Here is a 23330-nt window from a genome sequence, read left to right as displayed (position 1 = left end):
CGGGCGGATTGCTGTTTGGGCTCCGCCCGGCATGCCGACACCTACTACTTCGCTTTCTGAAGCTCGGCCGCGAGCGCCTGCAGCAGCCCGCGCGTGCCCTCTTCGCGTCCTTGCGCTGAATCAATGCCATCGAAAAACGCACCCTGTTCGGTATAGGTCAGGCGAGTGCCGTCGCCGGAGGGTGCGAGCTCGACGGTGGTGAGCGACGCCGACAGCGGCTGCGGCCCGACCGCCATCCGGTAGGAAAATACGATGCGTCGGTCAGGGACGATGTCCTGGAACTGCGCATCGAGCCTGATTTCCGGGCCGCCCTGATAGCTGAACCGCGAAACCTCGCCGCCGCCGACATGGAAATCGAAGGTGAACTCGGCGATGGTGAAGCCGTCACCTTCGACGCGCCAGCGCCGCACTGTCGCCTTGTCGGAAAAGGCGAAGAAGACGCGCTCGGGCGATTGCGGATAGGTCCGCTCGATCGTGAAGGTCGAATGGATGACGGAGTGGTCGTTCACGGGCGCAATCTGGTTCATTTCTCTTCGTCCTTTTCCTGGTCGTGGAGTGTTGCGTTCGGTTGGTCAGTCTCCGCCAGAATCTGGCCGAGACGGGCGAGGTGGCGTTCGGCCGGCGTGCGGCGCGCGGCGATCCAGTCGGCGAGCGGGGCGAGCCCGCCGGGCTCGATCCGGCAGGTGCGCACGCGTCCGATTTTTTCGCTGCGGATCAGCCCGCACGCTTCCAGCGCCTGGAGATGCTGGAGCACCGCGGCGAAGGTCATGCCGAACGGCTCCGCCAGCTGGCTGACGGTGGCCGGCCCGCGGCCCAGCCTTTCCAGGATTGCCCGCCGCGTCGGCTCGGCAAGAGCCCGCAGAATGCTGTCGATCTCGGAATAGTTAAGCATGGACTTGAGTATTTCGCCGATGACACAAATTGTCAAGCCACAACTAAAGTATTTTTGCAGATGGTGAGAACCGGTTGGAAACGCGCGACGCGGGTCATTGCGAGGGGAAATCGCCATGGGAAATTGCATGCGCTGCGAAACGGCGCGGAAATGCCAGCATCGCCAACAGCCGATCAATGGCCGATCGCGCGTCAATCCTCGTGCAGGATGAATTCCAGATAGAGGTTGCGCTGCAGGATCGAGTGGTTGTCGTCGGACATCAGCGACACGATCAGCGCGCCGTCGTCGCGGGTCCAGACGTCGAGCGCTTCCATGTTGTCGATCTGGTAATCCATGTCGGCTTCAAGCAGCACCGGCCCGTCGGCGACGGCGCCCTTCTCGACGCTTTCGCCATAGATGCGCCGCAGCCGCATCTTGACGCCGCCGGCCATCGAAAAACTGCGCTCCAGAAGCAACAGGTCGCCATCCGGCAGGAAGGCGCCGTCGGTGATGTCGAAGTCGCCATTGCGCTTGACGGTGAAGACGCCCTTATGCGGCCCTTCGATGATCGCCGCGAAGATGTTACCGGCCTTGTCGAGGCTCCTTTCCGACACCACGACCAGCCCGCCCGCGTGCTGTCCGTAAGGATGGGCGCGGGCGACGGTCTCAAAGCCGCGATTGCGGCGAAGTTCCCAGGCCGGGATCAGGAAGTCCAATTGCTTGAACGGCGCCTTCATGTCGTCCGGATCGATCTTGACCTCTGCGATACGGTGATCGCGCTCGAAGCCGACCGTGGCGATGCCGTCCTGGACCGCGAGGCCTTCGGCATCGACCGCCCATTTCAGGTCGATGGCCTGGCCGGCCGCATCGACCATCTGCTGCATGCGAAAATTCTGAATGCCGGAAGGCCGCTTGTCGGCATCGTGGACAAGGGTGCCGAAGAACCAGAAGCCGGTATCGGCGACGCCGATGAAATCGCTGCCCGGCTTGAGGAACCGAAGCGCCGACAGCGCGCCGAAATCGCGCGTCGGCGAGGTCATTTCGAGCCCGCCGACGAATTCGAGCGGCCCGAACTGTTTGTCCGGCCGGCCGATATGGAATTCGCTGATCGGCCGTGCCGAGATTTCGGCCGGCTCGACCGGGGCCGGCCCGGCAGCGACAGCCGGCGCCAAACTGATGCCTGACAACGCAATGGCGGCCAAAAGCGTCTGCCAAAGGCCGCCGCGGGAAAAAATCATCCGGCGCGCCGCATGCCGCCGCGCCGCGTGTCGCGCACGGTTTCCTCGGCGAACAGCGAGGCCAGTTGCTCGGTCATGGCGCCGGCCAGTTCTTCGGCATCGACGATGGTGACGGCGCGGCGATAGTAGCGGGTGACGTCGTGGCCGATGCCGATGGCCAAAAGCTCGACCGGCGAGCGCGTCTCGATGAGCTCGATGATGGCGCGCAGATGCCGCTCGAGATAATTGCCCGGATTGACCGACAGCGTTGAATCGTCGACCGGCGCGCCGTCCGAGATCATCATCAGGATCTTGCGCTGCTCCGGCCGCGCGATCAGCCGGTTGTGCGCCCAAAGCAGCGCCTCGCCGTCGATGTTTTCCTTGAGCAGGCCCTCGCGCATCATCAGGCCGAGATTGCGGCGCGCCCGCCGCCACGGATGGTCGGCGGATTTATAGATGATGTGGCGCAGATCGTTGAGCCGGCCGGGGTTCGGCGGCTTGCCTTCCTTCAGCCATTTCTCGCGCGCCTGCCCGCCCTTCCAGGCGCGGGTGGTGAAGCCGAGGATTTCGACTGAGACGCCGCAGCGTTCCAGCGTGCGCGCCAGGATGTCGGCGCAGGTCGCCGCGACCGTGATCGGCCGGCCGCGCATCGAACCCGAATTGTCGAGCACCAGCGACACCACCGTGTCGCGGAATTTGGTATCACGCTCCTGCTTGAAGGACAGCGGCTGCATCGGGTCGATGACGACGCGCACCAGCCGTGCCGGATCGAGATAACCTTCTTCGAGGTCGAAATCCCAGGAGCGGTTCTGCTGCGCCATCAGGCGGCGCTGCAACCGGTTGGCCAGCCGCCCGACGACGCCGGACAGGTTGGCGAGCTGCTTGTCGAGGAAGGCGCGCAGCCGGTCGAGCTCCTCCTCCTCGCACAGTTCCTCCGCGCCTACGGTCTCGTCGAAGGCCGTGGTGAAGACCTTGTAGTCGATCTCTTTCGGCAGATTGGTGAAGGGATTGTCGTTGCGGCGCGCCTCGCCGGGCGTCTCCGCGTCGGCGTCGTCATCGTCGGAAAGGTCGTCGGCAGTGGCGTCGGAGGCCTCGGTCTCGGCCGATTGCTCGTCGTCGGACGATGCCTCGGTATCTTCGGACTGCGACTGCTCGGAGCCGGAATCGTCTTCGCCGCCCTCCTCGCTCTGCTCCTCGCCTTGCGGCTGGTTTTCGTCGTTGTCCTCCGAGTCTTCCGTCTCCTGGTCGTCGCCGAGTTCCTCGGCCATTTCCATGGAGGCGAGCATCTCGCGCACGACGCGGGCAAAGGCCTGCTGGTCGTCGAGCTTTGCCGACAGCCCGTCGAGGTCGGCGCTAGCCTTTTCCTCGACCCAAGGCCGCCAGAGATCGACCAGCCGTTCGCCGCTCTTCGGCACAGTGCGGCCGGTCAGCTTTTCGCGCACCATCAGCGCCAGCGCCTCCTCGATCGGCGCGTCGGCCTTGTCCTTGACGTCGACGAGGTTGGCCCGGGCGTATTTGTCCTCGAGCATCGAGCCGATATTGTCGGCAACGCCCTGCATGGCGCGGCTGCCGATCGCCTCGACCCGGGCCTGCTCGACCGCGTCATAGATGGCGCGGGCCTGCTTGCCTTCCGGCGCCAGCCTGGTGTGGATGCGCGCATCGTGGCAGGCGCGCTTCAGCGCCATGGAATCGCCGAGCCCCCGGGTGATGGCGATATCGGCTTTCGATGCCTTCTTCGGCAGTTCGGGCAGCCGGGCGCGGCTGCCGGCCAGCGCCGGCCGGTCCTTGGCGAAGCCGACTTCGAGGTCCTTGTCGCCGGCGATGGCGCGCATGCAGACGGTAACCGAGCGCTTGAAGCTGTCGTTCTCAGCGCCGGTCTTGGATTTGTTTCGCGTGTTGTCGCCCGGACCCGCCATCGAGACTCTGCTTAGCCCAGCACCACATTGGCAGCCGATTCCGGCAGATCTTCGCCGAAGGCGCGCTGGTAGAACTCGGCGACCAGCGAGCGTTCCAGCTCGTCGCATTTGTTGAGGAAGGTCAGCCGGAACGCCATGCCGATATTGCCGAAGATCTCGGCATTCTCGGCCCAGGTGATGACCGTGCGCGGGCTCATCACCGTCGACAAATCGCCGTTGATGAAGGCCGAGCGCGTCATGTCGGCGACGCGCACCATCTTGTTGACGATCTCCTTGCCCTTGCCGTCGCGATAGTGCTTGGCCTTGGCCAGCACGATGTTCACCTCATTGTCGTGCGGCAAATAGTTCAGCGTGGTGACGATCGACCAGCGGTCCATCTGCGCCTGGTTGATCTGCTGGGTGCCGTGATAGAGTCCGGTGGTGTCGCCCAGCCCAACCGTGTTGGCGGTCGAAAACAGCCGGAAGGCCGGATGCGGGCGGATGACCCGGCTCTGGTCGAGCAGCGTCAGCCGGCCCGACGATTCCAGCACGCGCTGGATGACGAACATCACGTCCGGACGCCCGGCATCGTATTCGTCGAAGCACAGCGCAACATTGTGCTGATAGGCCCAGGGCAGGATGCCGTCGCGGAATTCGGTGATCTGCAGCCCGTCCTTGACGACGATGGCGTCCTTGCCGACGAGGTCGATACGGCTGACATGGCTGTCGAGATTAACGCGCACGCAGGGCCAGTTGAGGCGGGCGGCGACCTGCTCGATATGCGTCGATTTGCCGGTGCCGTGATAGCCCGACACCATGACCCGGCGGTTGTAGGCAAAGCCGGCGAGGATCGCCATGGTCGTGTTCTTGTCGAACAGATAGTCCGGGTCGATGTCGGGCACATGCTCGCTCGTCACCGAATAGGCCGGCACCACCATCTTGGAGTCGAAGCCGAATGTCTCCTTCACCGACACCGTGGTGTCGGGCAGGTTGGCGATGTCGCGATCGACCTTGTTCATCTCTATCAACGTCTCCACAAGCGAAACGCCGCGTTTCGCTGGCAATCGATTTTGTTCGGGGGCGGTCTTAGAGCCTTTTCCAACCTTATGAAAGTTGGAAAGCGACACGAACCGTAAGGTCGCTCAGCACAAACCTGCCTGCTTGAGCACGCGATAGGCCTGGAGCACATCGCGGAACCGGTCTTCCGAACCTCTGTCGCCGCCATTCGCATCCGGATGGTGGCGTTTCACAAGTTCCTTATAGCGCGCCTTGATATCCTTGCCAGTCGCCTTTGTATCAAGGCCAAGCGTTTCCAGTGCCTTGGCCTCAAGCGGCTTGGCCTTGCGCTCGCGTGCTTCGCGCGGGTCCTTCGGGCCTTTGAACAGATCGAACGGATCGCGCATGCGGTTGTAGTAGCCGGCGCGACCGGAGCGCGCCTGGGCGAAGTCGGGCGAGGAGCGTGTCGAAGCACCGTTGACGCCCATTTTCCAGGTCGGCCGGTGGCCGGTCATGGCCTCCTTCTGGAAGCGGGCAATCTCGGTGTCGGGAACGCCCGAGAAATAATTGAAGCCCTTATTGTACTCGCGCACATGATCGAAGCAGAACTGGAAGTACTCGCCTTCCTTCATGCGTCCGACCGGGGCGCGGTGGGTGCCGGCCTCCTTGCAGCCATCCCACTGGCAGATCGGCGAGCGCGACTTCAGCTCCGCGTCCTTCTCCGGGCGGATGCGAATCTTTTCGAAATATTTTGGGTACGGCTTCATCTCACCCATTTATGGGCTGTTCGCTGATGCGAAACAAGAATTGACATTTTCGCGATGATCGCCCTAACCGCTGAATCGCGGCATAAAACCGGCGAACGGCGAATTTTGTGCGATGACATAGATGTGGTGAAGGGAAGCGGCGATGTCCATACAGGCAACGATGGAAGACAAGCTGAAAAAGGCGTTTTCGCCGGAACGGCTGGCCGTCATCAACGAAAGCCATCTCCATGCCGGCCATCATCATCTGGATTCCGGCCATCACGCCACCTTCGACGGCACCGGCGAGACGCATTTCCGCGTCCGCATCGTCGCGCCCGCCTTTGCCGGCATGAGCCGCGTCGAACGCCACCGCGCCGTCAACGCATTGCTGGCCGAGGAATTGAAATCCGGCGTCCATGCCCTGGCGATCGAGCCGGCGGCGCCCGGCGAAAAGACCCGCTGGTAGTTGCCCTACCAGATTGTCTTTACATATCGATAGTCTCGCAGCTTGTGATCCGCGGTCACCAAAGGTGCCGCAAATTTTCGACTGGTCGCAACAATGATCCGATCAGCCGGATCCTTGTGAAACTCTCCCGGAAGTTCGGTACTAGTCACGGCGATCTCATTGTCGACGGAAATGAAGCTCAATTTTTCAAGCTTGCTGACCGTCGCCAGCCATTCACCCACATCCATCGATAGCAGGAGACGCCCCCTGGAAACCAGCATGGCGATTTCCCATGCTGATATCGAGGAGATCAAAATCTCGCCGCCTAACCTCTCCCGCTCGATTGCGCGAAGTGCTGGTTCTGAAAGCAGATCGGTCTCACCGCCGACCCAGCGGACGAGAACATGCGTGTCCAACACGATCAATTGCTGGCTTCCCAATCATCTTCGGCCACCGGATCCGTCGGGCGGTCGTAACGCAGGACAGACCCACGCAGCACCTCCAAAGGGTCGCGCGCAACCGATTCATAGCGTCGTATCTCTAATGTGGGCTGGCCGTGATCGGTCACAATGATTGGCTCGCCAGTCGTTTCAACCTGACGAAAATACTCGAGAGCCTTTGCCTTGAACTTCGATTTCGACACCTGCGCGGTCATGCGCCACCTCAATGAACAAAATTGCCGTTCACCATATAGGGTCAGATGTGACCACGGCCAATGACCATAGTCACAAAAATCGCTTCGGCTTTAGCCGGCCCTCGTTCCCGCATCTGCGCGCCCCTCACCTGCCTGCCGCCATCCAAACTGTAACTCAGCCGAGGCTCGCCCTCAGGAAAGCCATCACCGCGGCGGTCAACGCATCGCCTTCGGTGCCGAAGTCGCGATTGATCGACATGTGCGAATAGGCGCTGCCATCGAACAGCGTGACCCTGGTTCCGGTGGCGCCCAGACGCCCGGCAAAGGCCTGCGCGTCCGCCGCGCGGGTTTTCGCCCGCGAATAGGCGATGAACGTCGGCGGATGCTTGCGGCCGTCGACATAGGTGACCGGCGACAGCGCCCGCCACTGCGCCGGATCGGGAAAGGCGCGGGCATAGACCCCTGCCATGCCGCCGCTCCTGGCCAACGCCTCCAGATCGTAGGCCCTGGTATCGTCGAGGACCAGCGCCGCGACGCCGGGCAGGCCGCCGCGCAGGCCGGTCAGCGCGACGAGATGGCAGCCGGCCGAATGGCCCATCGCGACGATCCGGTCCGGATCGCCGCCATGGCTGGCGATGTTGGCGCGGACGTAGCGATACGCCAGTTCGACATCGGCGGCCTGGGTGGTGACGTCGGCTTCAGGCAGCATCCGGTAGTCGATCGAGACGAAGCAGAAGCCATTGTCGAGCAGGAATTGCGGCTTGGAGTTGACGTTGTTGCGGTTGCCGACCCGCCAGGCGTCGCCATGGACGAAAAAGACGACCGGCAGGCCGCTTGCGCCATCGCGGGAATAAATGTCGAGCTTGGCCGGCCCATAGTCGAAGGTTTCGGGTGATGGCGGACGCAGCTGCAATGCCGCTGCAGCCTGACCCGGCAGCAGCGCCGCCATCGACACCAGAAGCAGGGTTCGCCGATCGATTGTCATAGACTCCTGACTGCCCACGGCTGCCATAAGGCGTGCACTGTCATTCGCCAAGCATCGCCGGCTTGATCCTCAGCCGCGCGATCCGATTCTTGTCGCGTTTCATGACGACGAAGCGCTTGCCGTGAAACGTAAAGGCCTGCTTTTCGTCCGGAATCGACTGCGCCTCGTGGATGACAAGGCCGGCAATGGTGGTGGCTTCCTCGTCCGGCAGGTTCCAGTCGAGCGCCCGGTTGAGGTCGCGGATCGACACCGTGCCGTCGACGACGACGGAGCCGTCGGCTTCCTGCTTGACGCCCTGGATGTCGATGTCGTGCTCGTCCGCGATCTCGCCGACGATCTCCTCGATGATGTCCTCCAGCGTCACCAGTCCCTCGACCTCGCCATATTCGTCGACGACGATGGCGAAATGCGCCTTGCGGCGCAGGAAGGCGTTGAGCTGCTCCTGCAGCGTCGTGGTGTCGGGCACGAACCACGGCCGCGACGCGATCTTCATCACGTCGATCCTGGAGAAATCATTGCCGACCTCGTTCAGCGCGCGCAGCAGGTCCTTCGCGTGCAGCACGCCGACGATGTTGTCGAGCGAGCCCTTCCACAGCGGCATGCGGGTATGCGGGCTCTGCAGGATCTCGCGCACCACCGCTTCCGGCGGGTCGTCGGCGTTGACCGAGCGCATATTGGTGCGGTGGACCATCACGTCCGACACTTCGAGCTCCTCAAGGTCGAACAGGCCGCCAATGCGGGCACGATCCTCGCGCACCACCTGGCCGTCGCGGCGGAAATCGTCGACGGCGCCACGCAATTCCTCATGCGTCGAGCGCTGCGGCTCGATACGCTGCAACTCGTAGCCGAAGGCGGCGAACAGGTGCCGACGCAAGACGAAGCCCAGCAGGCCGAGGCCGGCAAGCGCAGCAGCCGCGATCCAGCCGGCCTGGCTCATCCCGGATGGTTCTCCCCGAGGAACGCCAGCACTTCCGAGGCCGGCACATCCCTGGCGATGAAGGCCTGACCGATGCCGCGCGTCAGGATGAAGGTCAGCGCGCCGCGCGACACCTTTTTGTCCTGGGTGATGAAGGAGAACAGCTTTTCGGCGTCAGGCAATTCGCCTGGAATGTCGGCCATGCACCACGGCAGGCCGACGACGCGAAGGTGCGCCTCGACGCGCGCCGCATCGTCGGGGCTCGCCAAATTGAGCCTTGAAGAAAAACGGTGCGCCAGCGCCATGCCGATGGCAACGCCCTCGCCATGCACCAGCCGCGTGCCGTCATAGCCGGTCGCCGCCTCGAGCGCGTGACCGAAGGTGTGGCCGAGATTGAGCAGCGCACGGTCGCCGGTCTCGAATTCGTCGCGTGCAACGACGTCGGCCTTGGCGCGACAGGCCTCGGCAATCGCTTTTGCCCGCTCCGGCCCGCCGGCAAACACGCGAGACCAGTTTTCCTCCAGCCAGGCGAAGAACTCCGGCCGGTCGATCAGCCCGTATTTGGCCAGTTCGGCATAGCCGGCGCGAAACTCGCGGATCGGCAGCGTGTCGAGCACTTCGGTGTCGGCCAGTACCAGCCTCGGCTGGTGAAACACCCCGACCAGGTTCTTGCCGCGCTTGCTGTTGATGCCGGTCTTGCCGCCGACGGAGGAATCGACCTGCGCCAGCAGCGAGGTCGGGATTTGCACGAAGTTCATGCCGCGCCGCGCGATGCCGGCGGCAAAGCCGGCGAGGTCGCCGATAACGCCGCCGCCGAGCGCGACGACGACATCGCCACGCTCCAGCTTGGCGGCCAGCACGCCGTCGACCACCTCTTCCAGGTGCGCAAAGCTCTTGGTCTTTTCGCCGGGCGGCAGCGTGATGACTGCATGTTGGATGCCACCGCTTGCCAGGCCGGCCGCAAGCGTTGCGAGATGCGCGCTAGCGACGTTTTCGTCGGTGACGACCGCCGCCCTTGTGCCCGGCAGACGGCGCGCAATTTCGGCGCCGGCGCGTGACAGCAGGCCGGGGCCGATCAAAATGTCGTAGGTACGCTCGCCAAGCCCGACTTCGACAGAGACCGTTGCATCAGCGCTCACGACCGCACCTCGTCGATGTCGGCAACGCCGAGATGGCCGCGCAGCGCGTCCACCACTTCGGCGGCAATGATCTCCTTGCGGTCGTCGCGGGTCGGCACGATGACATCGGCCGCGGCGTAAACCGGGTAGCGTTCCGCCATCAGCCGCTCCAGCACCCCCCGGGGATCGGCGCTTTTCAGCAGCGGCCGGTTCTGCTTCTTGGAAACGCGCTCCATCAACAGGTCGATCTCGGCCTTCAGCCAGACCGAAACGCCATGGCTGGCGATCGCCTCGCGCGTCTGCGCATTCATGAAGGCGCCGCCGCCGGTCGACAGCACCTGGGGCCCGTGCTCCAGCACGCGCAGGATGACGCGCTGCTCCAGTGCCCGGAACTCCGCCTCGCCATAGCGCTCGAACAGGTCCGGGACGCTCATGCGCGAAACACTTTCGATCTCCTGGTCGCTGTCGATAAAGGGTAGCGCCAGCATCGCCGCCACCTTGCGGCCGATCGCCGTCTTGCCGGCGCCCATCAGCCCGACAAAGACGATGGAACGGTCGCCCAGCCGGCCGAGCAGCGCGGCATGGCTCTCGCCCGGAGGGTTTGCTGGTAACGCGTTCATGTTTCTAGGGCCTCTTTGCCGGCGTATCGACATCAAAAGCCTGTTTGCGTCAAGCGCGGCGCGCCCGGGACCTGTTATCGGCTTCACCCTTGAATTGGTGGGATTGGCGTCTCATAAGGGCACAGGGTTGGAAATGCAGAACAAGACGACGGGCGAAAATTAATGCCGACACTGTTTCGCTTTGTCGTGACGCTCGTGATTCTGGCCGGCATTGTCTACGGCGCGATGTTCGCCCTGGTCATGTTCGTCGAGCCGAGAAAGGCGGAAATGAGCGTGCGTATCCCTCCGGAAAAGCTCAATCCCAAAAAATGAACAGCGCCGCCCGCATCGAAGCCTTTCTCGAGATGATGAGCGCCGAGCGCGGCGCTGCCGAAAACACGCTTTCCTCCTATCGCCGCGACCTCGAGGACGCTTCCGCCGGGATCGGCGGCGGGCTCGCCGCTGCCACCAGCACCGACATCCGTGCCTATCTCGACGACATCGCCGCGCGCGGCTTTGCCGCCACCTCGCAGGCGCGCAAATTGTCGGCAATCCGTCAGTTCTTCAAGTTCCTCTACGCCGAAGGCCTGCGCGGCGACGATCCGACCGGCACGCTGGACAGCCCGAAGAAAGGCCGGCCGCTGCCGAAGACGATGAGCGAGGCCGATACCGGCCGGCTGCTCGACCGCGCCACGCAGGAGGCGATCGACCCCTCGCTCAACGACGACGACAGCCTGGCGGCGCTGCGCCTGCACGCACTGGTCGAGGTCCTCTACGCCACCGGCCTGCGGGTTTCGGAGTTGGTCAGCCTGCCGGTGACGGTGGCGCAGCGCGACGACCGCTTCTTCATGGTGCGCGGCAAGGGCAACAAGGAACGCATGGTGCCGCTGTCGGCCAAGGCGCGCACGGCGATGCGGACCTGGCTTGCCGCACGGGCGGCGGTGCCGGCTCTTGCCGACAGCCCGTTCCTGTTTCCGGCCGCCTCCGAAAACGGCTATCTCTCGAGACAGGTCTTTGCCCGCGAGCTGAAAGGGCTTGCCGCGCGAGCCGGCATTGCCGCGGCGAAGATATCGCCGCATGTGCTGCGCCATGCTTTCGCCAGCCATCTGCTGCAGAACGGCGCCGATCTCAGGGCCGTGCAGCAGCTGCTCGGCCATGCCGATATTTCAACGACGCAGATCTACACCCATGTACTGGAGGAGCGGCTGGTGCGTCTGGTCAACGATCATCATCCGCTTGCCGACTAGGCGTCATGTCGCTATGTGAGAACGACGTTCCACCGCGCCCAGCCTGCATTTTCGGGCTTGCGCCAGTCATTGCCTTCCGACCTGCCGGTTCGCCCAAGAATGTACAATTACCTCGATTTCGAAAAGCCTGTGCAGGATCTCGAAGGCAAGATCCTCGAGCTGAAGAAGCTTGCCGAGAACGGTGAGGCGGTCGACGTCGGCGATGAGATCGCCCGTCTCGAGAAGCGCTCACGCGATGCGCTGCGCGACGCCTATAAGGCGCTAACGCCATGGCAGAAGGTGCAGGTGGCGCGCCATCCGGACAGGCCGCATTGCATCGACTACATCAAGGGCCTGCTTACCGATTTCACGCCGCTCGCCGGCGACCGCAATTTCGGCGAGGACCAGGCGATCGTCGGCGGCTTCGCCCGCTTCCGTGGCGAGCCGGTGGCGATCATCGGCCAGGAAAAAGGTTCCGACACGGCAAGCCGGCTGAAGCATAATTTCGGCTCGGTGCGGCCGGAGGGCTACCGCAAGGCGGTACGGCTGATGGAACTCGCCGACCGCTTCCAAATCCCGCTGCTGACGCTGGTCGACACTGCCGGCGCCTATCCCGGCGTCAACGCCGAAGAGCGCGGCCAGGCGGAAGCCATCGCCCGCTCGACCTCAGCCTGCCTTGGCCTGAAGGTGCCGTCGATCTCGGTGGTGATCGGCGAAGGCGGCTCCGGCGGCGCCATAGCGATCGCCACCGCCAACCGCGTCTACATGCTCGAACACGCCATCTATTCGGTGATCTCGCCGGAGGGCGCCGCCTCGATCCTGTGGCGCGACACCACCCGGTCCAGGGATGCTGCGACCAACATGAAGATCACGGCGCAGGATCTGCTGGAGCTGAAGATCATCGACGCCATCGTCGCCGAACCGCTCGGCGGTGCCCATCGCGCCCCCGAAACGGTGATTGCCGCCACCGGCGACCTCATCGCCAGGACGATGAAGGAATTTTCCGGCGCCAACACCGACTTCCGCGAGCATCGCCGCGAGAAATACCTGGCGATGGGCCGCAATCTGTAGCCAACGCAGGTGCGCGGCCTGAAATGTGACGGCGTGGAGCAATTTCGCCACAAAAATGCCGCTGCGTTCGTCACAGTGAGCTTGCCGTAGGGGACGCGCCAATTTCGTTTGGGGCAAGAGGGCTGCTTGGCGCAAGGTCGCTTGCGGTAAGGAATTTTCAAGGTTAACGGGCTTAAGGTCCGTCAGTGGTCAGTTTAGCAGCCGCGGCATCCGCGGCGCAGAGATGAAGACGATAGCCATATCCATGTTTGCCAAGCTTGCCCGCACCGGAGTTCTGATCGCTGCGATCGGCGTCGCCGGCTGCAATGATGCTTCGATGAAGGATTTTGCACCGCAGGCCAACAAGCCGCTGCCGGACAAGATCCTGGCCGAGATGAGGGCCAAGGGCATGGTCCGCACCTCTTCGGTGATGGCCCGCATCTTCAAGGAAGAAGGCAAGCTCGAAATCTGGAAGGCCAAGACCAACGGCCGCTACGACCTGGTCGCCAGCTACGACATCTGCAAATGGTCGGGCAAGCTCGGGCCGAAGTTCACCGAAGGCGACCGCCAAGCGCCGGAAGGCTTTTACACGGTCCGCCCGGCGCAGATGAACCCGCGGTCGAATTATCACCTGTCCTTCAACATCGGCTACCCGAACGCCTATGACCGCGCTAATGGCCGCACTGGTTCCAACCTGATGGTCCATGGCGCCTGCTCGTCGTCGGGCTGCTATTCGATGACCGACGCGCAGATCGAGCAGATCTACGCTTTCGGTCGTGACGCCTTCCAGGGCGGCCAGACCGAGTTCCAGATCCAGGCTTATCCGTTCCGCATGACTGCAGCCAACATGGCGCGCTACCGCAACGACCCGAACTACGAATTCTGGAAGATGCTGAAGGTCGGCTACGACAATTTCGAAGTCACCAAGGTGCCGCCGAAAGTCGACGTCTGCGAGAAGCGCTACGTCTTCAACCAGGTTGCGGCCGACGGCTCGACCTTTAATCCGACCGGCGCTTGCCCTGCGACCACCCAGCCCGATTCACTGAAGAGCGCCATCAACGCCTATCAAAGCACCTATGAGGCGGCCTTCAACGGCGCCGTCAAGGCCAGCGTGCCGGCACCCAAGCCGACCATCGCCGGGATCAAGGAAGCCAGCATCGTTTCCGACTGGTCGAAACGGCGTGCCCGCGGCGAACGCGTGCCGATCGAGCCGCCGTCGCTCAACCCAGACGGCACGGTGACCGAGACGGCGCGCATGGGCCGCGTCGATTCGCCGGCCGGCCGCAAGATGGCGGCACTCGACGCCGAAAAGGCCGCCAAGCAGAAGGCCGAGGAACAAAGGCTAGCCGCCATTGAAGCGGCCAAGGCCGCCAAAGAGGCAGCCAAGGCGCAGGCGCTGGCCGAGAAGGAAGCGGCCAAGGCGCAGGCACTGGCTGAAAAGGAAGCTGCCAAGACCGCCGCCGAGATGCCTGTCGCCACCGCCACTGTAGCGCCATCGGAGGCCGCCCCGGCAGTCGAAACGCAGGCTGCGGACGCCGAAAGCACGGCGACAAGGTTGAAGAAAAAGCTGCTCGGCATGTTTGGCGGCTGAGCTTCATGCTTGAACAAGAAGATGGGGGCCAAGGAGACAGGCCCTCAACCAGCCCCGCCGCCGTCTACGACCTCAAAGGTCTGAACTGCCCGTTGCCCGCGCTCAAGGCCAAAAAGCGCTTGGCCGCAATGCAGCCGGGTAGCCGCCTCTGGCTCGAAACCACCGACCCCCTCGCCGTCATCGACATCCCCGCCTTCTGCGCCGAGAGCGGCCATCGGCTGATCGAAACGGCGGCAATATCGGGCGGCCACCGCTTCCTGGTCGAGCGCGGCGGCGGCCGAGCCTGGACTTAGCTCGTTCTGCTGACGGTGCGCTGCCCCTCATCTGCCTGCCGGCATCTTCTCCCCGTATAGTGACGGGGAGAAGGGGCTGGCCGCAACTTTGGCGCTCTTTCTGCGGCGCTGGAGATTGGCGAAATGGTCGACGAGAGCGTCCTTCTTGAGAAGATGCCGGCAGGCAGATGAGGGGCAGCGCGGCGTTCGACTTAAAACTGATGAAAGCCTCTACCGCCCGGCAATAGCCAGCGGGTTGCTTTCCAGTGCCGCGCGGTCCGGCGTGTCGATCGACGGCCGGTTGGTGAAGGCGGCGAACAGCCGGCGGACATAGTCTTCGGGCATGTCGAGCGTGATCAGCACCAGCCTGGTGCCGCGCTGGCCGTCCGGCCAGGCCGGCAGTTGCACCGGCGGATGCAGGATCTTCTGCACGCCATGAATAACCAGCGGCCGCGACGGATCTTCTGCAAGCTCGATGACGCCTTTCATCCGCAACAGGCGCTCGCCATGCGCCGAGCGCAACAGATCGAGGAACATCTCGATTGCCGAAAACGGCACCGGCCCGTCATGAACCAGCGAATACGCGCGGATGCGGGAATCGTGCCTGTGGCCATGGTCATGGTGACCGTGGTCGGCATGACCATGACCGCTGTGGTCATGGCTGCCAACATCATGGTCGTGGCCGGCTTCTTCGCCGAGCCAACGCTGCACATCGACGGATTTGGTGGCCGGATTGTAGAGGCCGCAATCGAACAGGGTCGCGGCGCTTGCCTGGCTCGCGTCGAGCACCACGGCACCCGGGTTGATCTGCCTGAGCCGCGCCCGCAACGCCTCCGCGTCGCCTGCATCCGTGGCCAGGTCGGCCTTGCTGAGCACGATGCGATCGGCGACGGCCACCTGCTTCACCGCCTCGACATGGGCATCGAGCGTCGCATTGCCGTTGACGGCGTCGACCAGGGTGATGACGCCGTCGAGCCGGAAGGCCTGGACCAGGGCCGGGTGCGCCATGATCGACTGCAGCACAGGGGCGGGATCGGCGAGCCCGGTGGTCTCGACGACAACGCGGGCAAGCCGGTCGATGCGGCCGGTCTGCAGCCGGTCGACGAGGTCGGCCAGCGTGTCGACCAGCTCGCCGCGCACCGTGCAACAGAGGCAGCCGTCGGAAAGCTGGATGATGCCGTCGGACGCCTGCTCGACCAGAAGATGGTCGATCGCCACTTCGCCGAACTCGTTGATGATGACGGCGGTGTCGGCGAGCGCGGGATTCCGGAGCAGCCGGTTGAGCAGCGTCGTCTTGCCGGCGCCGAGAAAGCCGGTGAGCACCGAAACGGGGATCGGGAAGCCGGCCATACGGCTAGTTCAGCGCCTTGGCCGGCCGTTGGACCTGCGCGGCGGTGGTGGACCCGGCCACGGCCGGCTCGGCGCCGGCCGGCGGCGCCCGATCCGGCCGCCATGTCGGCAGCGGCACGTCGGCATATTCCTGCCCGGAGGCGTCGAGCATCGCCTTCGGCTTCGGCCCCGTGGCGCCGCCGAGGCCGACGGCGATCAGCGTCGGTACATGGTCGAGCTTTTCCTGATAGGGCGATTTCGGCACATCCTTGCCCTTGTCGCCGACGGCGGGTGCGGCTTCCGACTGCTCCTCGACCGGCTTCTTCTTGCAGATCTCGTCGTTCATGTCGTTGGCCGACATGGTGTCGCCATAGGCAGGCAGCGCTGCGACCGTCAGCCAACTCGGGGCCGGGGTTGCAAAGCCCTGGTCGAGCAGTTTTGCCGCCGCCTCGGCGCGGGTGACGGCCGATTGCTCGCCGAGCACCACGGCGACCAGGGTGCGGCCGTTGCGGGTAGCCGAGCCGATCATGTTGAAACCGGACGAGCAGACGAAACCGGTCTTCATGCCGTCGGCACCCGGATAGCGGCCGATCAGGAGGTTGTAGTTGGAGATCGCCTTCTTGCCGACGGCAAGGCCTTCGATCGAGAACCAGGGGGCATATTGCGGAAATTCCTTGCGGATCGCCATCACCAGCAAAGCGAGATCGCGCGCTGTCGTATACTGGTCCGGCGAATAGAGCCCGTTCGGATTGACGAAATGGGACCCGCTCATGCCGAGCCTCCGCGCCTCCGCATTCATGCGTTCGGCAAAGGCCGCTTGCGAACCGCCGATATTCTCGCCGACCGCCATGGCGATATCGTTGGCCGATTTGACCAGCATCATCTTCAGCGCATTGTCCAGCCGCATCACCGAACCCGGCTTGAAGCCCATCTTGCTCGGCGGCTCGCCGGCGGAATGTTTCGTCACCTTGATCGGCGAATCGAGCTGGACCTCGCCCGCGGCAATCGCACGAAACGCCACATAGGCGGTCATCAGCTTGGTCAGCGATGCCGGGTACCAGCGCCTGAACGCCTCCTGATGCTGCAGGATCTTGCCGCTGTTCAGGTCGAACAGGATGGTCGGATTGGCCAAGGCAGGCCCGGCCAGCGCCGCAAGCACCACCGCGCCCGCCACCAACAGTTTGAGGAAATGCCTATAGCGCATCATGAAAACCGAAATAGCCTCTTGCCGCAGTCGCCCCTGGCTCCGTAAGATTTCGTTACACGATCGCCAGGATAATGGTCCGGCTCTCTGTTCCCGGACCACAGTCGCGGTGCTATTTACTCTATGTGACGTCAACATGGCAAAGTGCTGCCGATCACAATGTGGAAGCAGCAGCACAATGCAAAGCAGCGTGCATGGTTGCAGGGCAGCAGGCACAATTGCACAGCAGCAGGTCAAGACCGCCTGCTCCAACAGCGAAATGGAACCATCATGCCGATCCTGAACCGAGCCGCCGAAATGCAGGATGAGGTGGCCGGCTGGCGCCGCCATTTGCATCAGACGCCGGAGCTGAATTTCGACGTCTTCAAGACCGCCGCCTTCGTCACCGAGAAGCTGAAGGCTTTCGGCTGCGACGACATCGTGACGGGTTTGGGCAAGACCGGCGTCGTCGGCATCATCCGCGGCCGCCACGGCGAAGGCTCGACGATCGGCCTGCGCGCCGACATGGACGCCCTGCCGCTCAACGAGATCAGCGGCAAATCCTATGCCTCGACCGTCCCGGGCAAGATGCACGCTTGCGGTCATGACGGCCACACCGCGATGCTTTTGGGTGCCGCCAAATACCTCGCCGAAACACGCAATTTCGCCGGCTCCGTCGCGGTTATCTTCCAGCCGGCCGAAGAGGGCGGCGGCGGCGGCAACGAGATGGTCAAGGACGGCATGATGGAGCGCTTCGGCATCTCCAAGGTGTTCGGCATGCACAACATGCCGGGCCTGCCGGTCGGCCAGTTCGCCATCAGGCCGGGTCCGATCATGGCGGCGACCGCCGAATTCACCATCACCGTCAAGGGCCGGGGCGGCCACGCGGCGATGCCGCACGGCACCATCGATCCGATCGTCATCACCAGCCAGCTTGTCGGCGCATTGCAGACGATCGCCTCGCGCAGCACCGATCCGGTCGAGGCGGTGGTCGTCTCGGTGACGAAATTCCATGCCGGCGACGCCTATAACATCATTCCCGAGAGCGCCGAGATCGCCGGCACCGTACGCACGCTGAAGAAGGAGGTCGCCAAGAAGGCTGAAGAGCGCATCCGCGCGCTTTGCCAAGGCGTGGGCGCTGCCTTCGGCGCGACAATCGAGGTTGATTACAATGCCAACTACCCCGTCACCTTCAACCATCCGGAAGAGACGGTCTTTGCCAGCGACATCGCGGCCGACGTCGCCGGCGACAGCCATGTGCACCGCGCCATCCAGCCGGTGATGGGCGGCGAGGATTTCTCCTACATGCTGGAAGCGCGGCCGGGCGCCTTCATCTTCATCGGCAATGGCGATACCGCCGGCCTGCACAACCCGGCCTACGACTTCAACGACGAGGTCATCCCGCACGGCATGAGCTATTGGGTGAAGCTGGCGGAGACGGCGCTGGCGGCGTAGCCGTTCGGCATCGGCGGTGCGGCGACCGCCGCACCTCTGGGCGGCAAAATCGGGCAGGACATGTTCTGCTGGTCACTTCCGGCCGGACGACTTCCGGGCAAGGCCGAAGGCAATGCCCAGAGCAATACCTATACCAATGCCCGCAACAATGTTGTCCAACACGACGCCGATGGCCACGCCGATCACGACGCCGAGTGTGAGGTGTTTGGCATCCATTATGCCCGGTCATGTAGCGTGGAAGGGAAGAGCCGCAACCGCTACGGTCCGCTCTTCGGATCCTCGACCTCCAGCGCCTCCATAACCGGCGCCAGCTCATTGTCGTCGGCAGCCTGCGGCTCTTCGCCTGTCCTTGCCTTCTTCAGGGCTGCCTCGATCGCCTCCTGGATGTTGCCGAGCTCGTCTTCGCGAACCTCGTGGCCGTAGCCGGCAGCATCGGCATCCTGCTCGAATTGCTGCGCCAGGACGGCGACGCTCACCTCGCTCTCGGCCGGCAGATTGCCGACATTCTCCTGCAGCCAGGTTTCAAAGAACTCTTTTGTGGCGCTCATGCGGTGTCTCCTTCGGGACACTAAAGCGCGCCGGCATCCCGAAAGTTCCGCTATCTTAACCGTCTTTGCACCGCTCGCCATGTCGGCTACGCAGGAACCCGCCGCTTCAACCAATCGACCATTAGCGTGGTGACTTCGCCCGGCTTCTCCTGCTGTGACCAATGTCCACAGCCGGCGACCACATGTTTTTCGAGATCGGCGATGTGGGCGTCCATTCCATCCATCATCGCTGGAGATAACACGACGTCGTCCTCAGCGCCGATCATGAGCGAAGGCACTTTTATCGTCTGGTCGACATTCAAGCCGGCTCTCCAATTGCGGGACAAGTTGCGGTACCAGTTGATGCCCGGCGTGAAACCGGTGCGCCCGAAGCTCTCGGCATAGAAAGCAAGCTCGTCTGGCGTCAGGATCAGCTCGCCGGGCAGCGTCTTCGGCTCCGGCTGCGAGAGCGCCTGTAGGAATGTCATGTGTCGGGCCTGCGGCGGCAGCTTGGCGTATTGCGCGGCGGTGATAACACCCTTGCGCATATTGCTCCTGAACACCCGCGCCACGTCGTGCGCCATCAAACGGTCCGCGAGATCACCATCTTCGAACATCAGCACATACATGTCGGGATTGTAGACTTCGCGCATCTGCGCGATCGGGTCTTTTGCCGGGTTGGCCACGAACGGCTTGTCCGGGGCGGTCAGCCCCTTGGTGAGGCTCGGATGCAGCCACAGCATTTCATGGGGACTGAATGGCGTGTTGACACCGATGACGCCAGTGACCCGGCTCTGATGCAAAAGCGGCATCTGCCATGCGACCAGGCCGCCCCAGTCATGGCCCGCGAACACGGCCTTTTCGACGCCGAGAGCATCGAGGAGACCGACGAGATCGCCGGTCAGGTGGACCATGTCATAATCCTCGACCTTGGACGGCCGGTCGGTCAGACCATATCCGCGCTGGTCGGGAACAATGACGTGGTAGCCGGCGGCCGCGAGCGGCGCGATCTGGTGACGCCAGGAAAAGGCGAGTTCGGGAAAGCCGTGCAGCAAAACAACCGCCGGTCCCTTGCCGGCTTCATAAACAGCCATATCGATGCCGTTGGAGCGAACGTATCGGACCGGCGGCATGGCCGGCGACGCGCCAAAGACCGGCAGGCAAGGCGCAAGAAGACTGCCGGCGGTGCCGAGAAGCACCGCCCTGCGGGAAAGGGTGATCATGGCAGAAGTTTCCTTAGCTGCTCGAATTCTGATCGAATGACGGCCGGGCAGGCCGAGACGTCTCGGCCGGCGCGGATCAGCACGAGAATGCCTTGGTAGAGAAGCAGAAGCCTGACGACGTGGAGATCGACCTGCCCTCCACCGATCTGGCGCTCCACGACCTGCCGGATGGCGGCTTCCAGCACGGCGAAGCCTTCCGCGAGACCTTCCGAGGCGACCGACGGTTGCGCACCGAACTCGACAGCAGCGTTCGTTAACAAACAGCCGAGGTCGCCGGATTCCGGGGCGGGCAGCAACAACGACAGGAACAACTGTTCCAAACCATCCAGATCGCTTGCTTCGCCGATGTAGGTCTCGATACGGTGTCGGATGACGGCATCGATATAGTGGCCGAAGGCCGCCCGATAGAGACCTTCCTTGTCGCCAAAGGCATTGTAGATCGAGCCAGACGTCAGGCCGGTGGCATCGCTCAGATCCTTGATCGAAATTCCCGCGAAACCGGCCCGTCGAAACGCGTTCATCGCGTCACCCAGCACAGTGGCTTCGTCAAATAGTCGCGGTCTGGTCATGGAGCAACCCAATGTAAAATGATCATTCTAGAATGAGCATTTTACATCGCCAGTCAAGCGACTCTTTTTGCAAAGACAGCTCGATGGGCACACAGGCACGCTAGCGATGCCAGGTTGCATCGCGATCTCCCGGAGCTTGGCCCCTCTGTGAGATTAAAAACCAGGCGGCGTTGGCGCCGCCTGGCCCGGCTGCTTACTGGCTGGCAGCAGTCGTCGGTTCGCACGACACGTTCGGGTTCATGTCGGCGAACGCGCCGGTCGGGTTGCCCTTCCAGGCCCAGACATGCAGCTCGTAAAACGGGCCGAGGCCATAGCGGTTGGGCGCGCCGTTGAAGTTGAACAGATGCCCATCGAGCGAGGCCGGGCCTTTCGAGGTGATGTATTCGACCGCGATCAGTTTTAGCGTGCCGTCGGCCATCGGCTCGTACATCACCGCTTCGGGCTTGGCGACATCGACCGCGTCGTCCTTGAGGTAGCCGGGATTGACGTAGTGGATGCCCATGGCGCCGCCGGTGATGCCGCTGGCGCAGGGGATCGGCGCATAGCCCTCGGCGGTCGCCGCCGCCACATTCTCGAAGCGGCTGTTGGCGGCGCGTACCTTGTCGGCCAGCGGATTGGGACCGGACGCGGGCGCTGCCTGATGCGCCTGCGCCAATGCAGTGCAGGCCGACAGCAGCGCCGCGGCAGCGAGGAATTTGTTGCGAAAGTTGATTGTCATAGTCATTCCATTCTTCTTGAAAAGCACAGCCCGGCCGGCCGCCGGAAGTAAGGAGGTCCGGCAGGTGGGCGCTGTGGCTGTTGTTGCTGGGAGATCCTTGTCCCGATGCGACGAATGCAGGGGAAGATCATCCCTTCGGCAGATACGGGATGGTTCCGGCCAGATCGGAGTTGTCGATCAGCTGGAAACGGCTGTCGCTGCCGCCCTGACGGGCCGAAACGAAGGGTGCGTAGGCGGGATCGTCGGTGAAGGCGCGCGCCGCGGCCTCGGTCGGGAACGCCATCAAGGCAATCAGCGTCGTGTCGAGCGGCTTGCCTTCGAGCGTCTTCACATTGCCGCTGCGCGACAGATATCTGCCGCCGTGCTTGTGAACGAGGTCGTGGACCGACGCGGCATAGGCCGGCATCCACTTCGGGTCCCTCACCTTGATGTCTGCGATAACGTAAGCGGTCATAGGTCATGTCTCCTGGTCGTGCACAGGGGTATCCCGTGCAGCGGCAGAGGGGTCGCATGGCAAGGCCGGCGCCAGCCAGTCCGCGATCTGTACTGGTGCGGCGAATTCGAAATTCGCATTCACTTTGGAGCAACGCAGCGAGCGAATTTCGGATTCAAAAGCCACACCAGCAAGTGCTTGGATTTCCAGTGTGGTGGATTTGAAGTTCCTAACGCTGATGCCACCCAGAAAGCAGGAACTTCAAATCCACCACACTTGGGCCGGTACAGTTTCTGTACTCGCCGCACCGCTGGGAAAGGCCTATGCTCCCGGCTGAGTTTGAGGGGAAGGCAACATCATGACCCAGGCCGGATACAAGCAGTTCTGCCCGTTATCGATGGCCGCGGAGGTGCTGTGCACCCGCTGGACCATGGTTCTGCTTCGCGAATTGGTGGCGGGCTCGACCCGTTTCAACGATCTGCGCCGCGGCGTCCCCAAAATGTCGCCGACCCTTCTGTCGCAACGGCTCAAGGAGCTCGAGCTGGCCGGGATCGTCGAGCGCAAGGAGGTGCGCGGCGAGAAAGGCATCTTCGAATACCGGATGACCGAGGCAGGCAGGGATCTGCGGTCCGTGGTCGAGGCGATGGGCTTTTGGGGGCAGAAATGGGTCGAGTCGCGGCTGTCGCTGAAGAACCTCGATCCGTCGCTGCTGATGTGGGACATGCGGCGCAATCTAAACGCGTCGCCGCTGCCCGACGGGCGCACGGTGATACAATTTCTGTACCAGGAGCTCCCCGCCTCCAAACGGTCGTGGTGGCTGATCGTCGAGAAGCACGGCGAGGTCGACCTCTGCTGGTACGATCCGGGGTTCGATGTCGATCTCTACGTCTCGACCGACCTGCACACCATGACCGAAATCTGGATGGGGCTGATCACCGTCGAGAAGGCCGGGCCGAAAGTCATTCTGACGGGCGATCAGGATATCGCCCGCAAAATGCAGACTTGGCTGGGCCTGAGCCCGTTCGCTGTCGAACCCAAGCGAGCAGCCTAGCTGCCTCTTGGCGAAACGATCCGAAGCGGTTATGTGTCGGGAGCGATGGTCCCGTAGCTCAGTAGGATAGAGCGGCAGATTCCTAATCTGTAGGTCACAGGTTCGATTCCTGTCGGGATCACCAAGTTTTTCAAGCACTTAGCCAACAAGCCGCCGTACTTTTTGGTAAATTAGTACGGCGAATTTCGCATGAACTGATAGTGTCCTGAAGGTTCTGCAAAAAGTTTTGGAGAGAGAACGGCGCTTGCTCTGAAGGGCGAGCGGCCATGGCACGGTGGTGA

At 63.2% G+C, this 23330-nt stretch carries 28 protein-coding genes and 1 tRNA gene; 9 read left to right on the top strand and 20 right to left on the bottom strand.

The window, feature by feature from the left end:
* Positions 1-44: 44 nt before the first annotated feature.
* The 6 genes from NKH43_RS26735 to NKH43_RS26710 form a co-directional block, all read right to left on the bottom strand.
* A complete protein-coding gene (locus tag NKH43_RS26735; RefSeq protein ID WP_352483490.1) occupies positions 45-527 on the bottom strand; it encodes an SRPBCC family protein in 483 nt (160 codons plus the stop codon).
* The gene (locus tag NKH43_RS26730; protein ID WP_352860751.1) at positions 524-892 is read right to left on the bottom strand and encodes an ArsR/SmtB family transcription factor; all 369 of its coding nucleotides are present in this window, start codon (positions 890-892) and stop codon (positions 524-526) included. The genes NKH43_RS26735 and NKH43_RS26730 overlap by 4 nt, the downstream gene beginning before the upstream one ends.
* A gap of 191 nt (positions 893-1083) precedes the next feature.
* Complete coding sequence (locus NKH43_RS26725; RefSeq protein WP_352860696.1) at positions 1084-2109, bottom strand: esterase-like activity of phytase family protein; 1026 nt, start codon at positions 2107-2109, stop codon at positions 1084-1086.
* On the bottom strand, positions 2106-4004 hold the full coding sequence (cobT, locus tag NKH43_RS26720; RefSeq protein ID WP_352860694.1) for a cobaltochelatase subunit CobT: 1899 nt from the start codon (positions 4002-4004) through the stop codon (positions 2106-2108). The genes NKH43_RS26725 and cobT overlap by 4 nt, the downstream gene beginning before the upstream one ends.
* A gap of 11 nt (positions 4005-4015) precedes the next feature.
* Positions 4016-5002, bottom strand: a complete 987-nt coding sequence (gene cobS, locus NKH43_RS26715) for a cobaltochelatase subunit CobS (protein ID WP_023721131.1) — start codon at positions 5000-5002, stop codon at positions 4016-4018.
* A gap of 123 nt (positions 5003-5125) precedes the next feature.
* A complete protein-coding gene (locus tag NKH43_RS26710; RefSeq protein ID WP_036238769.1) occupies positions 5126-5755 on the bottom strand; it encodes a J domain-containing protein in 630 nt (209 codons plus the stop codon).
* Between the two features lie 133 nt (positions 5756-5888).
* On the opposite strand from NKH43_RS26710, the gene NKH43_RS26705 reads away from it, so the two are divergent.
* Positions 5889-6191, top strand: coding sequence for a BolA family protein (locus NKH43_RS26705; RefSeq protein ID WP_023721132.1), 303 nt, complete (start codon positions 5889-5891; stop codon positions 6189-6191).
* Positions 6192-6196: 5 nt separating this feature from the next.
* Here NKH43_RS26705 and NKH43_RS26700 read toward each other — a convergent pair whose 3' ends face one another.
* From NKH43_RS26700 to NKH43_RS26675, 6 genes are all read right to left on the bottom strand, one after another.
* Positions 6197-6589, bottom strand: coding sequence for a type II toxin-antitoxin system VapC family toxin (locus NKH43_RS26700; RefSeq protein WP_245278670.1), 393 nt, complete (start codon positions 6587-6589; stop codon positions 6197-6199).
* 2 nt (positions 6590-6591) lie between these two features.
* Positions 6592-6825, bottom strand: a complete 234-nt coding sequence (locus tag NKH43_RS26695; RefSeq protein ID WP_023721134.1) for a type II toxin-antitoxin system Phd/YefM family antitoxin — start codon at positions 6823-6825, stop codon at positions 6592-6594.
* Between the two features lie 154 nt (positions 6826-6979).
* On the bottom strand, positions 6980-7789 hold the full coding sequence (locus NKH43_RS26690; RefSeq protein ID WP_352860692.1) for an alpha/beta hydrolase: 810 nt from the start codon (positions 7787-7789) through the stop codon (positions 6980-6982).
* 40 nt (positions 7790-7829) lie between these two features.
* Entirely contained in the window at positions 7830-8726 is an 897-nt protein-coding gene (locus tag NKH43_RS26685) for an HlyC/CorC family transporter (RefSeq protein ID WP_023721135.1), read from the bottom strand.
* A complete protein-coding gene (gene aroB / locus NKH43_RS26680; protein WP_352483487.1) occupies positions 8723-9844 on the bottom strand; it encodes a 3-dehydroquinate synthase in 1122 nt (373 codons plus the stop codon). Before aroB ends, NKH43_RS26685 begins: the two co-directional genes overlap by 4 nt.
* Positions 9841-10443, bottom strand: a complete 603-nt coding sequence (locus NKH43_RS26675) for a shikimate kinase (protein ID WP_352483486.1) — start codon at positions 10441-10443, stop codon at positions 9841-9843. Before NKH43_RS26675 ends, aroB begins: the two co-directional genes overlap by 4 nt.
* A gap of 162 nt (positions 10444-10605) precedes the next feature.
* Here NKH43_RS26675 and NKH43_RS26670 point away from each other — a divergent pair, with 162 nt between their 5' ends.
* The 5 genes from NKH43_RS26670 (at position 10606) to NKH43_RS26650 (ending at position 14582) form a co-directional block, all read left to right on the top strand.
* Positions 10606-10755 (top strand): hypothetical protein, encoded by a 150-nt coding sequence (locus NKH43_RS26670; protein ID WP_023721139.1) that lies wholly within the window; start codon positions 10606-10608, stop codon positions 10753-10755.
* Entirely contained in the window at positions 10752-11669 is a 918-nt protein-coding gene (locus NKH43_RS26665) for a site-specific tyrosine recombinase XerD (protein WP_352495633.1), read from the top strand. The genes NKH43_RS26670 and NKH43_RS26665 overlap by 4 nt, the downstream gene beginning before the upstream one ends.
* Positions 11670-11768: 99 nt before the next feature.
* Positions 11769-12719 (top strand): acetyl-CoA carboxylase carboxyltransferase subunit alpha, encoded by a 951-nt coding sequence (locus NKH43_RS26660; RefSeq protein ID WP_023721141.1) that lies wholly within the window; start codon positions 11769-11771, stop codon positions 12717-12719.
* A gap of 244 nt (positions 12720-12963) precedes the next feature.
* On the top strand, positions 12964-14289 hold the full coding sequence (locus NKH43_RS26655; protein ID WP_352860749.1) for a L,D-transpeptidase family protein: 1326 nt from the start codon (positions 12964-12966) through the stop codon (positions 14287-14289).
* Positions 14290-14294: 5 nt separating this feature from the next.
* A complete protein-coding gene (locus tag NKH43_RS26650; protein ID WP_023721143.1) occupies positions 14295-14582 on the top strand; it encodes a sulfurtransferase TusA family protein in 288 nt (95 codons plus the stop codon).
* Positions 14583-14792: 210 nt separating this feature from the next.
* Here the strand turns inward: NKH43_RS26650 and NKH43_RS26645 are convergent, their stop codons facing one another.
* Together NKH43_RS26645 and NKH43_RS26640 are read right to left on the bottom strand one after the other, a co-directional pair.
* Positions 14793-15911 (bottom strand): CobW family GTP-binding protein, encoded by a 1119-nt coding sequence (locus tag NKH43_RS26645; protein WP_352860689.1) that lies wholly within the window; start codon positions 15909-15911, stop codon positions 14793-14795.
* Positions 15912-15915: 4 nt separating this feature from the next.
* Positions 15916-17094 carry a D-alanyl-D-alanine carboxypeptidase family protein gene (locus NKH43_RS26640; RefSeq protein WP_352548874.1) on the bottom strand — a complete coding sequence of 393 codons (1179 nt, stop codon included), beginning with the start codon at positions 17092-17094 and terminating at the stop codon, positions 15916-15918.
* Between the two features lie 270 nt (positions 17095-17364).
* Here NKH43_RS26640 and NKH43_RS26635 point away from each other — a divergent pair, with 270 nt between their 5' ends.
* Complete coding sequence (locus NKH43_RS26635) at positions 17365-18528, top strand: M20 aminoacylase family protein (protein WP_352483482.1); 1164 nt, start codon at positions 17365-17367, stop codon at positions 18526-18528.
* A 72-nt stretch (positions 18529-18600) separates the two neighbouring features.
* On the opposite strand, the gene NKH43_RS26630 is transcribed toward NKH43_RS26635, so the two are convergent.
* From NKH43_RS26630 to NKH43_RS26605, 6 genes are all read right to left on the bottom strand, one after another.
* Entirely contained in the window at positions 18601-18744 is a 144-nt protein-coding gene (locus NKH43_RS26630; protein ID WP_198023575.1) for a glycine zipper domain-containing protein, read from the bottom strand.
* 41 nt (positions 18745-18785) lie between these two features.
* Positions 18786-19076 carry a DUF768 domain-containing protein gene (locus tag NKH43_RS26625; protein ID WP_023722345.1) on the bottom strand — a complete coding sequence of 97 codons (291 nt, stop codon included), beginning with the start codon at positions 19074-19076 and terminating at the stop codon, positions 18786-18788.
* An 86-nt stretch (positions 19077-19162) separates the two neighbouring features.
* Complete coding sequence (locus tag NKH43_RS26620) at positions 19163-20188, bottom strand: alpha/beta fold hydrolase (RefSeq protein WP_352860747.1); 1026 nt, start codon at positions 20186-20188, stop codon at positions 19163-19165.
* Positions 20189-20274: 86 nt separating this feature from the next.
* Positions 20275-20847 (bottom strand): TetR/AcrR family transcriptional regulator, encoded by a 573-nt coding sequence (locus tag NKH43_RS26615; protein ID WP_023722343.1) that lies wholly within the window; start codon positions 20845-20847, stop codon positions 20275-20277.
* A 193-nt stretch (positions 20848-21040) separates the two neighbouring features.
* Positions 21041-21565, bottom strand: coding sequence for a hypothetical protein (locus NKH43_RS26610; RefSeq protein WP_502906516.1), 525 nt, complete (start codon positions 21563-21565; stop codon positions 21041-21043).
* Between the two features lie 127 nt (positions 21566-21692).
* On the bottom strand, positions 21693-22019 hold the full coding sequence (locus NKH43_RS26605) for a DUF1330 domain-containing protein (RefSeq protein WP_023677873.1): 327 nt from the start codon (positions 22017-22019) through the stop codon (positions 21693-21695).
* A 337-nt stretch (positions 22020-22356) separates the two neighbouring features.
* Between NKH43_RS26605 and NKH43_RS26600 the strand changes: the two genes are divergently transcribed.
* On the top strand, positions 22357-23049 hold the full coding sequence (locus NKH43_RS26600; protein WP_023722341.1) for a winged helix-turn-helix transcriptional regulator: 693 nt from the start codon (positions 22357-22359) through the stop codon (positions 23047-23049).
* A 47-nt stretch (positions 23050-23096) separates the two neighbouring features.
* Positions 23097-23173 (top strand) — tRNA-Arg (locus NKH43_RS26595).
* Positions 23174-23330: the final 157 nt, after the last annotated feature.

The sequence above is a fragment of the Mesorhizobium sp. M1163 genome, from assembly GCF_040318415.1.
In the GTDB taxonomy this organism is placed as follows: Bacteria; Pseudomonadota; Alphaproteobacteria; order Rhizobiales; family Rhizobiaceae; genus Mesorhizobium.
This window is presented reverse-complemented; position numbering and strand designations above follow the sequence as displayed.

What these genes read in the sequence shown, in the direction of transcription:
- NKH43_RS26735 (WP_352483490.1), bottom strand. Translation starts at nt 527, where the DNA reads ATGAACCAGATTGCGCCCGTGAACGACCACTCCGTCATCCATTCGACC.
- NKH43_RS26730 (WP_352860751.1), bottom strand. Translation starts at nt 892, where the DNA reads ATGCTTAACTATTCCGAGATCGACAGCATTCTGCGGGCTCTTGCCGAG.
- NKH43_RS26725 (WP_352860696.1), bottom strand. Translation starts at nt 2,109, where the DNA reads ATGATTTTTTCCCGCGGCGGCCTTTGGCAGACGCTTTTGGCCGCCATT.
- cobT (WP_352860694.1), bottom strand. Translation starts at nt 4,004, where the DNA reads ATGGCGGGTCCGGGCGACAACACGCGAAACAAATCCAAGACCGGCGCT.
- cobS (WP_023721131.1), bottom strand. Translation starts at nt 5,002, where the DNA reads ATGAACAAGGTCGATCGCGACATCGCCAACCTGCCCGACACCACGGTG.
- NKH43_RS26710 (WP_036238769.1), bottom strand. Translation starts at nt 5,755, where the DNA reads ATGGGTGAGATGAAGCCGTACCCAAAATATTTCGAAAAGATTCGCATC.
- NKH43_RS26705 (WP_023721132.1), top strand. Translation starts at nt 5,889, where the DNA reads ATGTCCATACAGGCAACGATGGAAGACAAGCTGAAAAAGGCGTTTTCG.
- NKH43_RS26695 (WP_023721134.1), bottom strand. Translation starts at nt 6,825, where the DNA reads ATGACCGCGCAGGTGTCGAAATCGAAGTTCAAGGCAAAGGCTCTCGAG.
- NKH43_RS26690 (WP_352860692.1), bottom strand. Translation starts at nt 7,789, where the DNA reads ATGACAATCGATCGGCGAACCCTGCTTCTGGTGTCGATGGCGGCGCTG.
- NKH43_RS26685 (WP_023721135.1), bottom strand. Translation starts at nt 8,726, where the DNA reads ATGAGCCAGGCCGGCTGGATCGCGGCTGCTGCGCTTGCCGGCCTCGGC.
- NKH43_RS26675 (WP_352483486.1), bottom strand. Translation starts at nt 10,443, where the DNA reads ATGAACGCGTTACCAGCAAACCCTCCGGGCGAGAGCCATGCCGCGCTG.
- NKH43_RS26670 (WP_023721139.1), top strand. Translation starts at nt 10,606, where the DNA reads ATGCCGACACTGTTTCGCTTTGTCGTGACGCTCGTGATTCTGGCCGGC.
- NKH43_RS26665 (WP_352495633.1), top strand. Translation starts at nt 10,752, where the DNA reads ATGAACAGCGCCGCCCGCATCGAAGCCTTTCTCGAGATGATGAGCGCC.
- NKH43_RS26660 (WP_023721141.1), top strand. Translation starts at nt 11,769, where the DNA reads ATGTACAATTACCTCGATTTCGAAAAGCCTGTGCAGGATCTCGAAGGC.
- NKH43_RS26655 (WP_352860749.1), top strand. Translation starts at nt 12,964, where the DNA reads ATGTTTGCCAAGCTTGCCCGCACCGGAGTTCTGATCGCTGCGATCGGC.
- NKH43_RS26650 (WP_023721143.1), top strand. Translation starts at nt 14,295, where the DNA reads ATGCTTGAACAAGAAGATGGGGGCCAAGGAGACAGGCCCTCAACCAGC.
- NKH43_RS26645 (WP_352860689.1), bottom strand. Translation starts at nt 15,911, where the DNA reads ATGGCCGGCTTCCCGATCCCCGTTTCGGTGCTCACCGGCTTTCTCGGC.
- NKH43_RS26640 (WP_352548874.1), bottom strand. Translation starts at nt 17,094, where the DNA reads ATGCGCTATAGGCATTTCCTCAAACTGTTGGTGGCGGGCGCGGTGGTG.
- NKH43_RS26635 (WP_352483482.1), top strand. Translation starts at nt 17,365, where the DNA reads ATGCCGATCCTGAACCGAGCCGCCGAAATGCAGGATGAGGTGGCCGGC.
- NKH43_RS26630 (WP_198023575.1), bottom strand. Translation starts at nt 18,744, where the DNA reads ATGGATGCCAAACACCTCACACTCGGCGTCGTGATCGGCGTGGCCATC.
- NKH43_RS26625 (WP_023722345.1), bottom strand. Translation starts at nt 19,076, where the DNA reads ATGAGCGCCACAAAAGAGTTCTTTGAAACCTGGCTGCAGGAGAATGTC.
- NKH43_RS26620 (WP_352860747.1), bottom strand. Translation starts at nt 20,188, where the DNA reads ATGCCGCCGGTCCGATACGTTCGCTCCAACGGCATCGATATGGCTGTT.
- NKH43_RS26615 (WP_023722343.1), bottom strand. Translation starts at nt 20,847, where the DNA reads ATGACCAGACCGCGACTATTTGACGAAGCCACTGTGCTGGGTGACGCG.
- NKH43_RS26610 (WP_502906516.1), bottom strand. Translation starts at nt 21,565, where the DNA reads ATGACAATCAACTTTCGCAACAAATTCCTCGCTGCCGCGGCGCTGCTG.
- NKH43_RS26605 (WP_023677873.1), bottom strand. Translation starts at nt 22,019, where the DNA reads ATGACCGCTTACGTTATCGCAGACATCAAGGTGAGGGACCCGAAGTGG.
- NKH43_RS26600 (WP_023722341.1), top strand. Translation starts at nt 22,357, where the DNA reads ATGACCCAGGCCGGATACAAGCAGTTCTGCCCGTTATCGATGGCCGCG.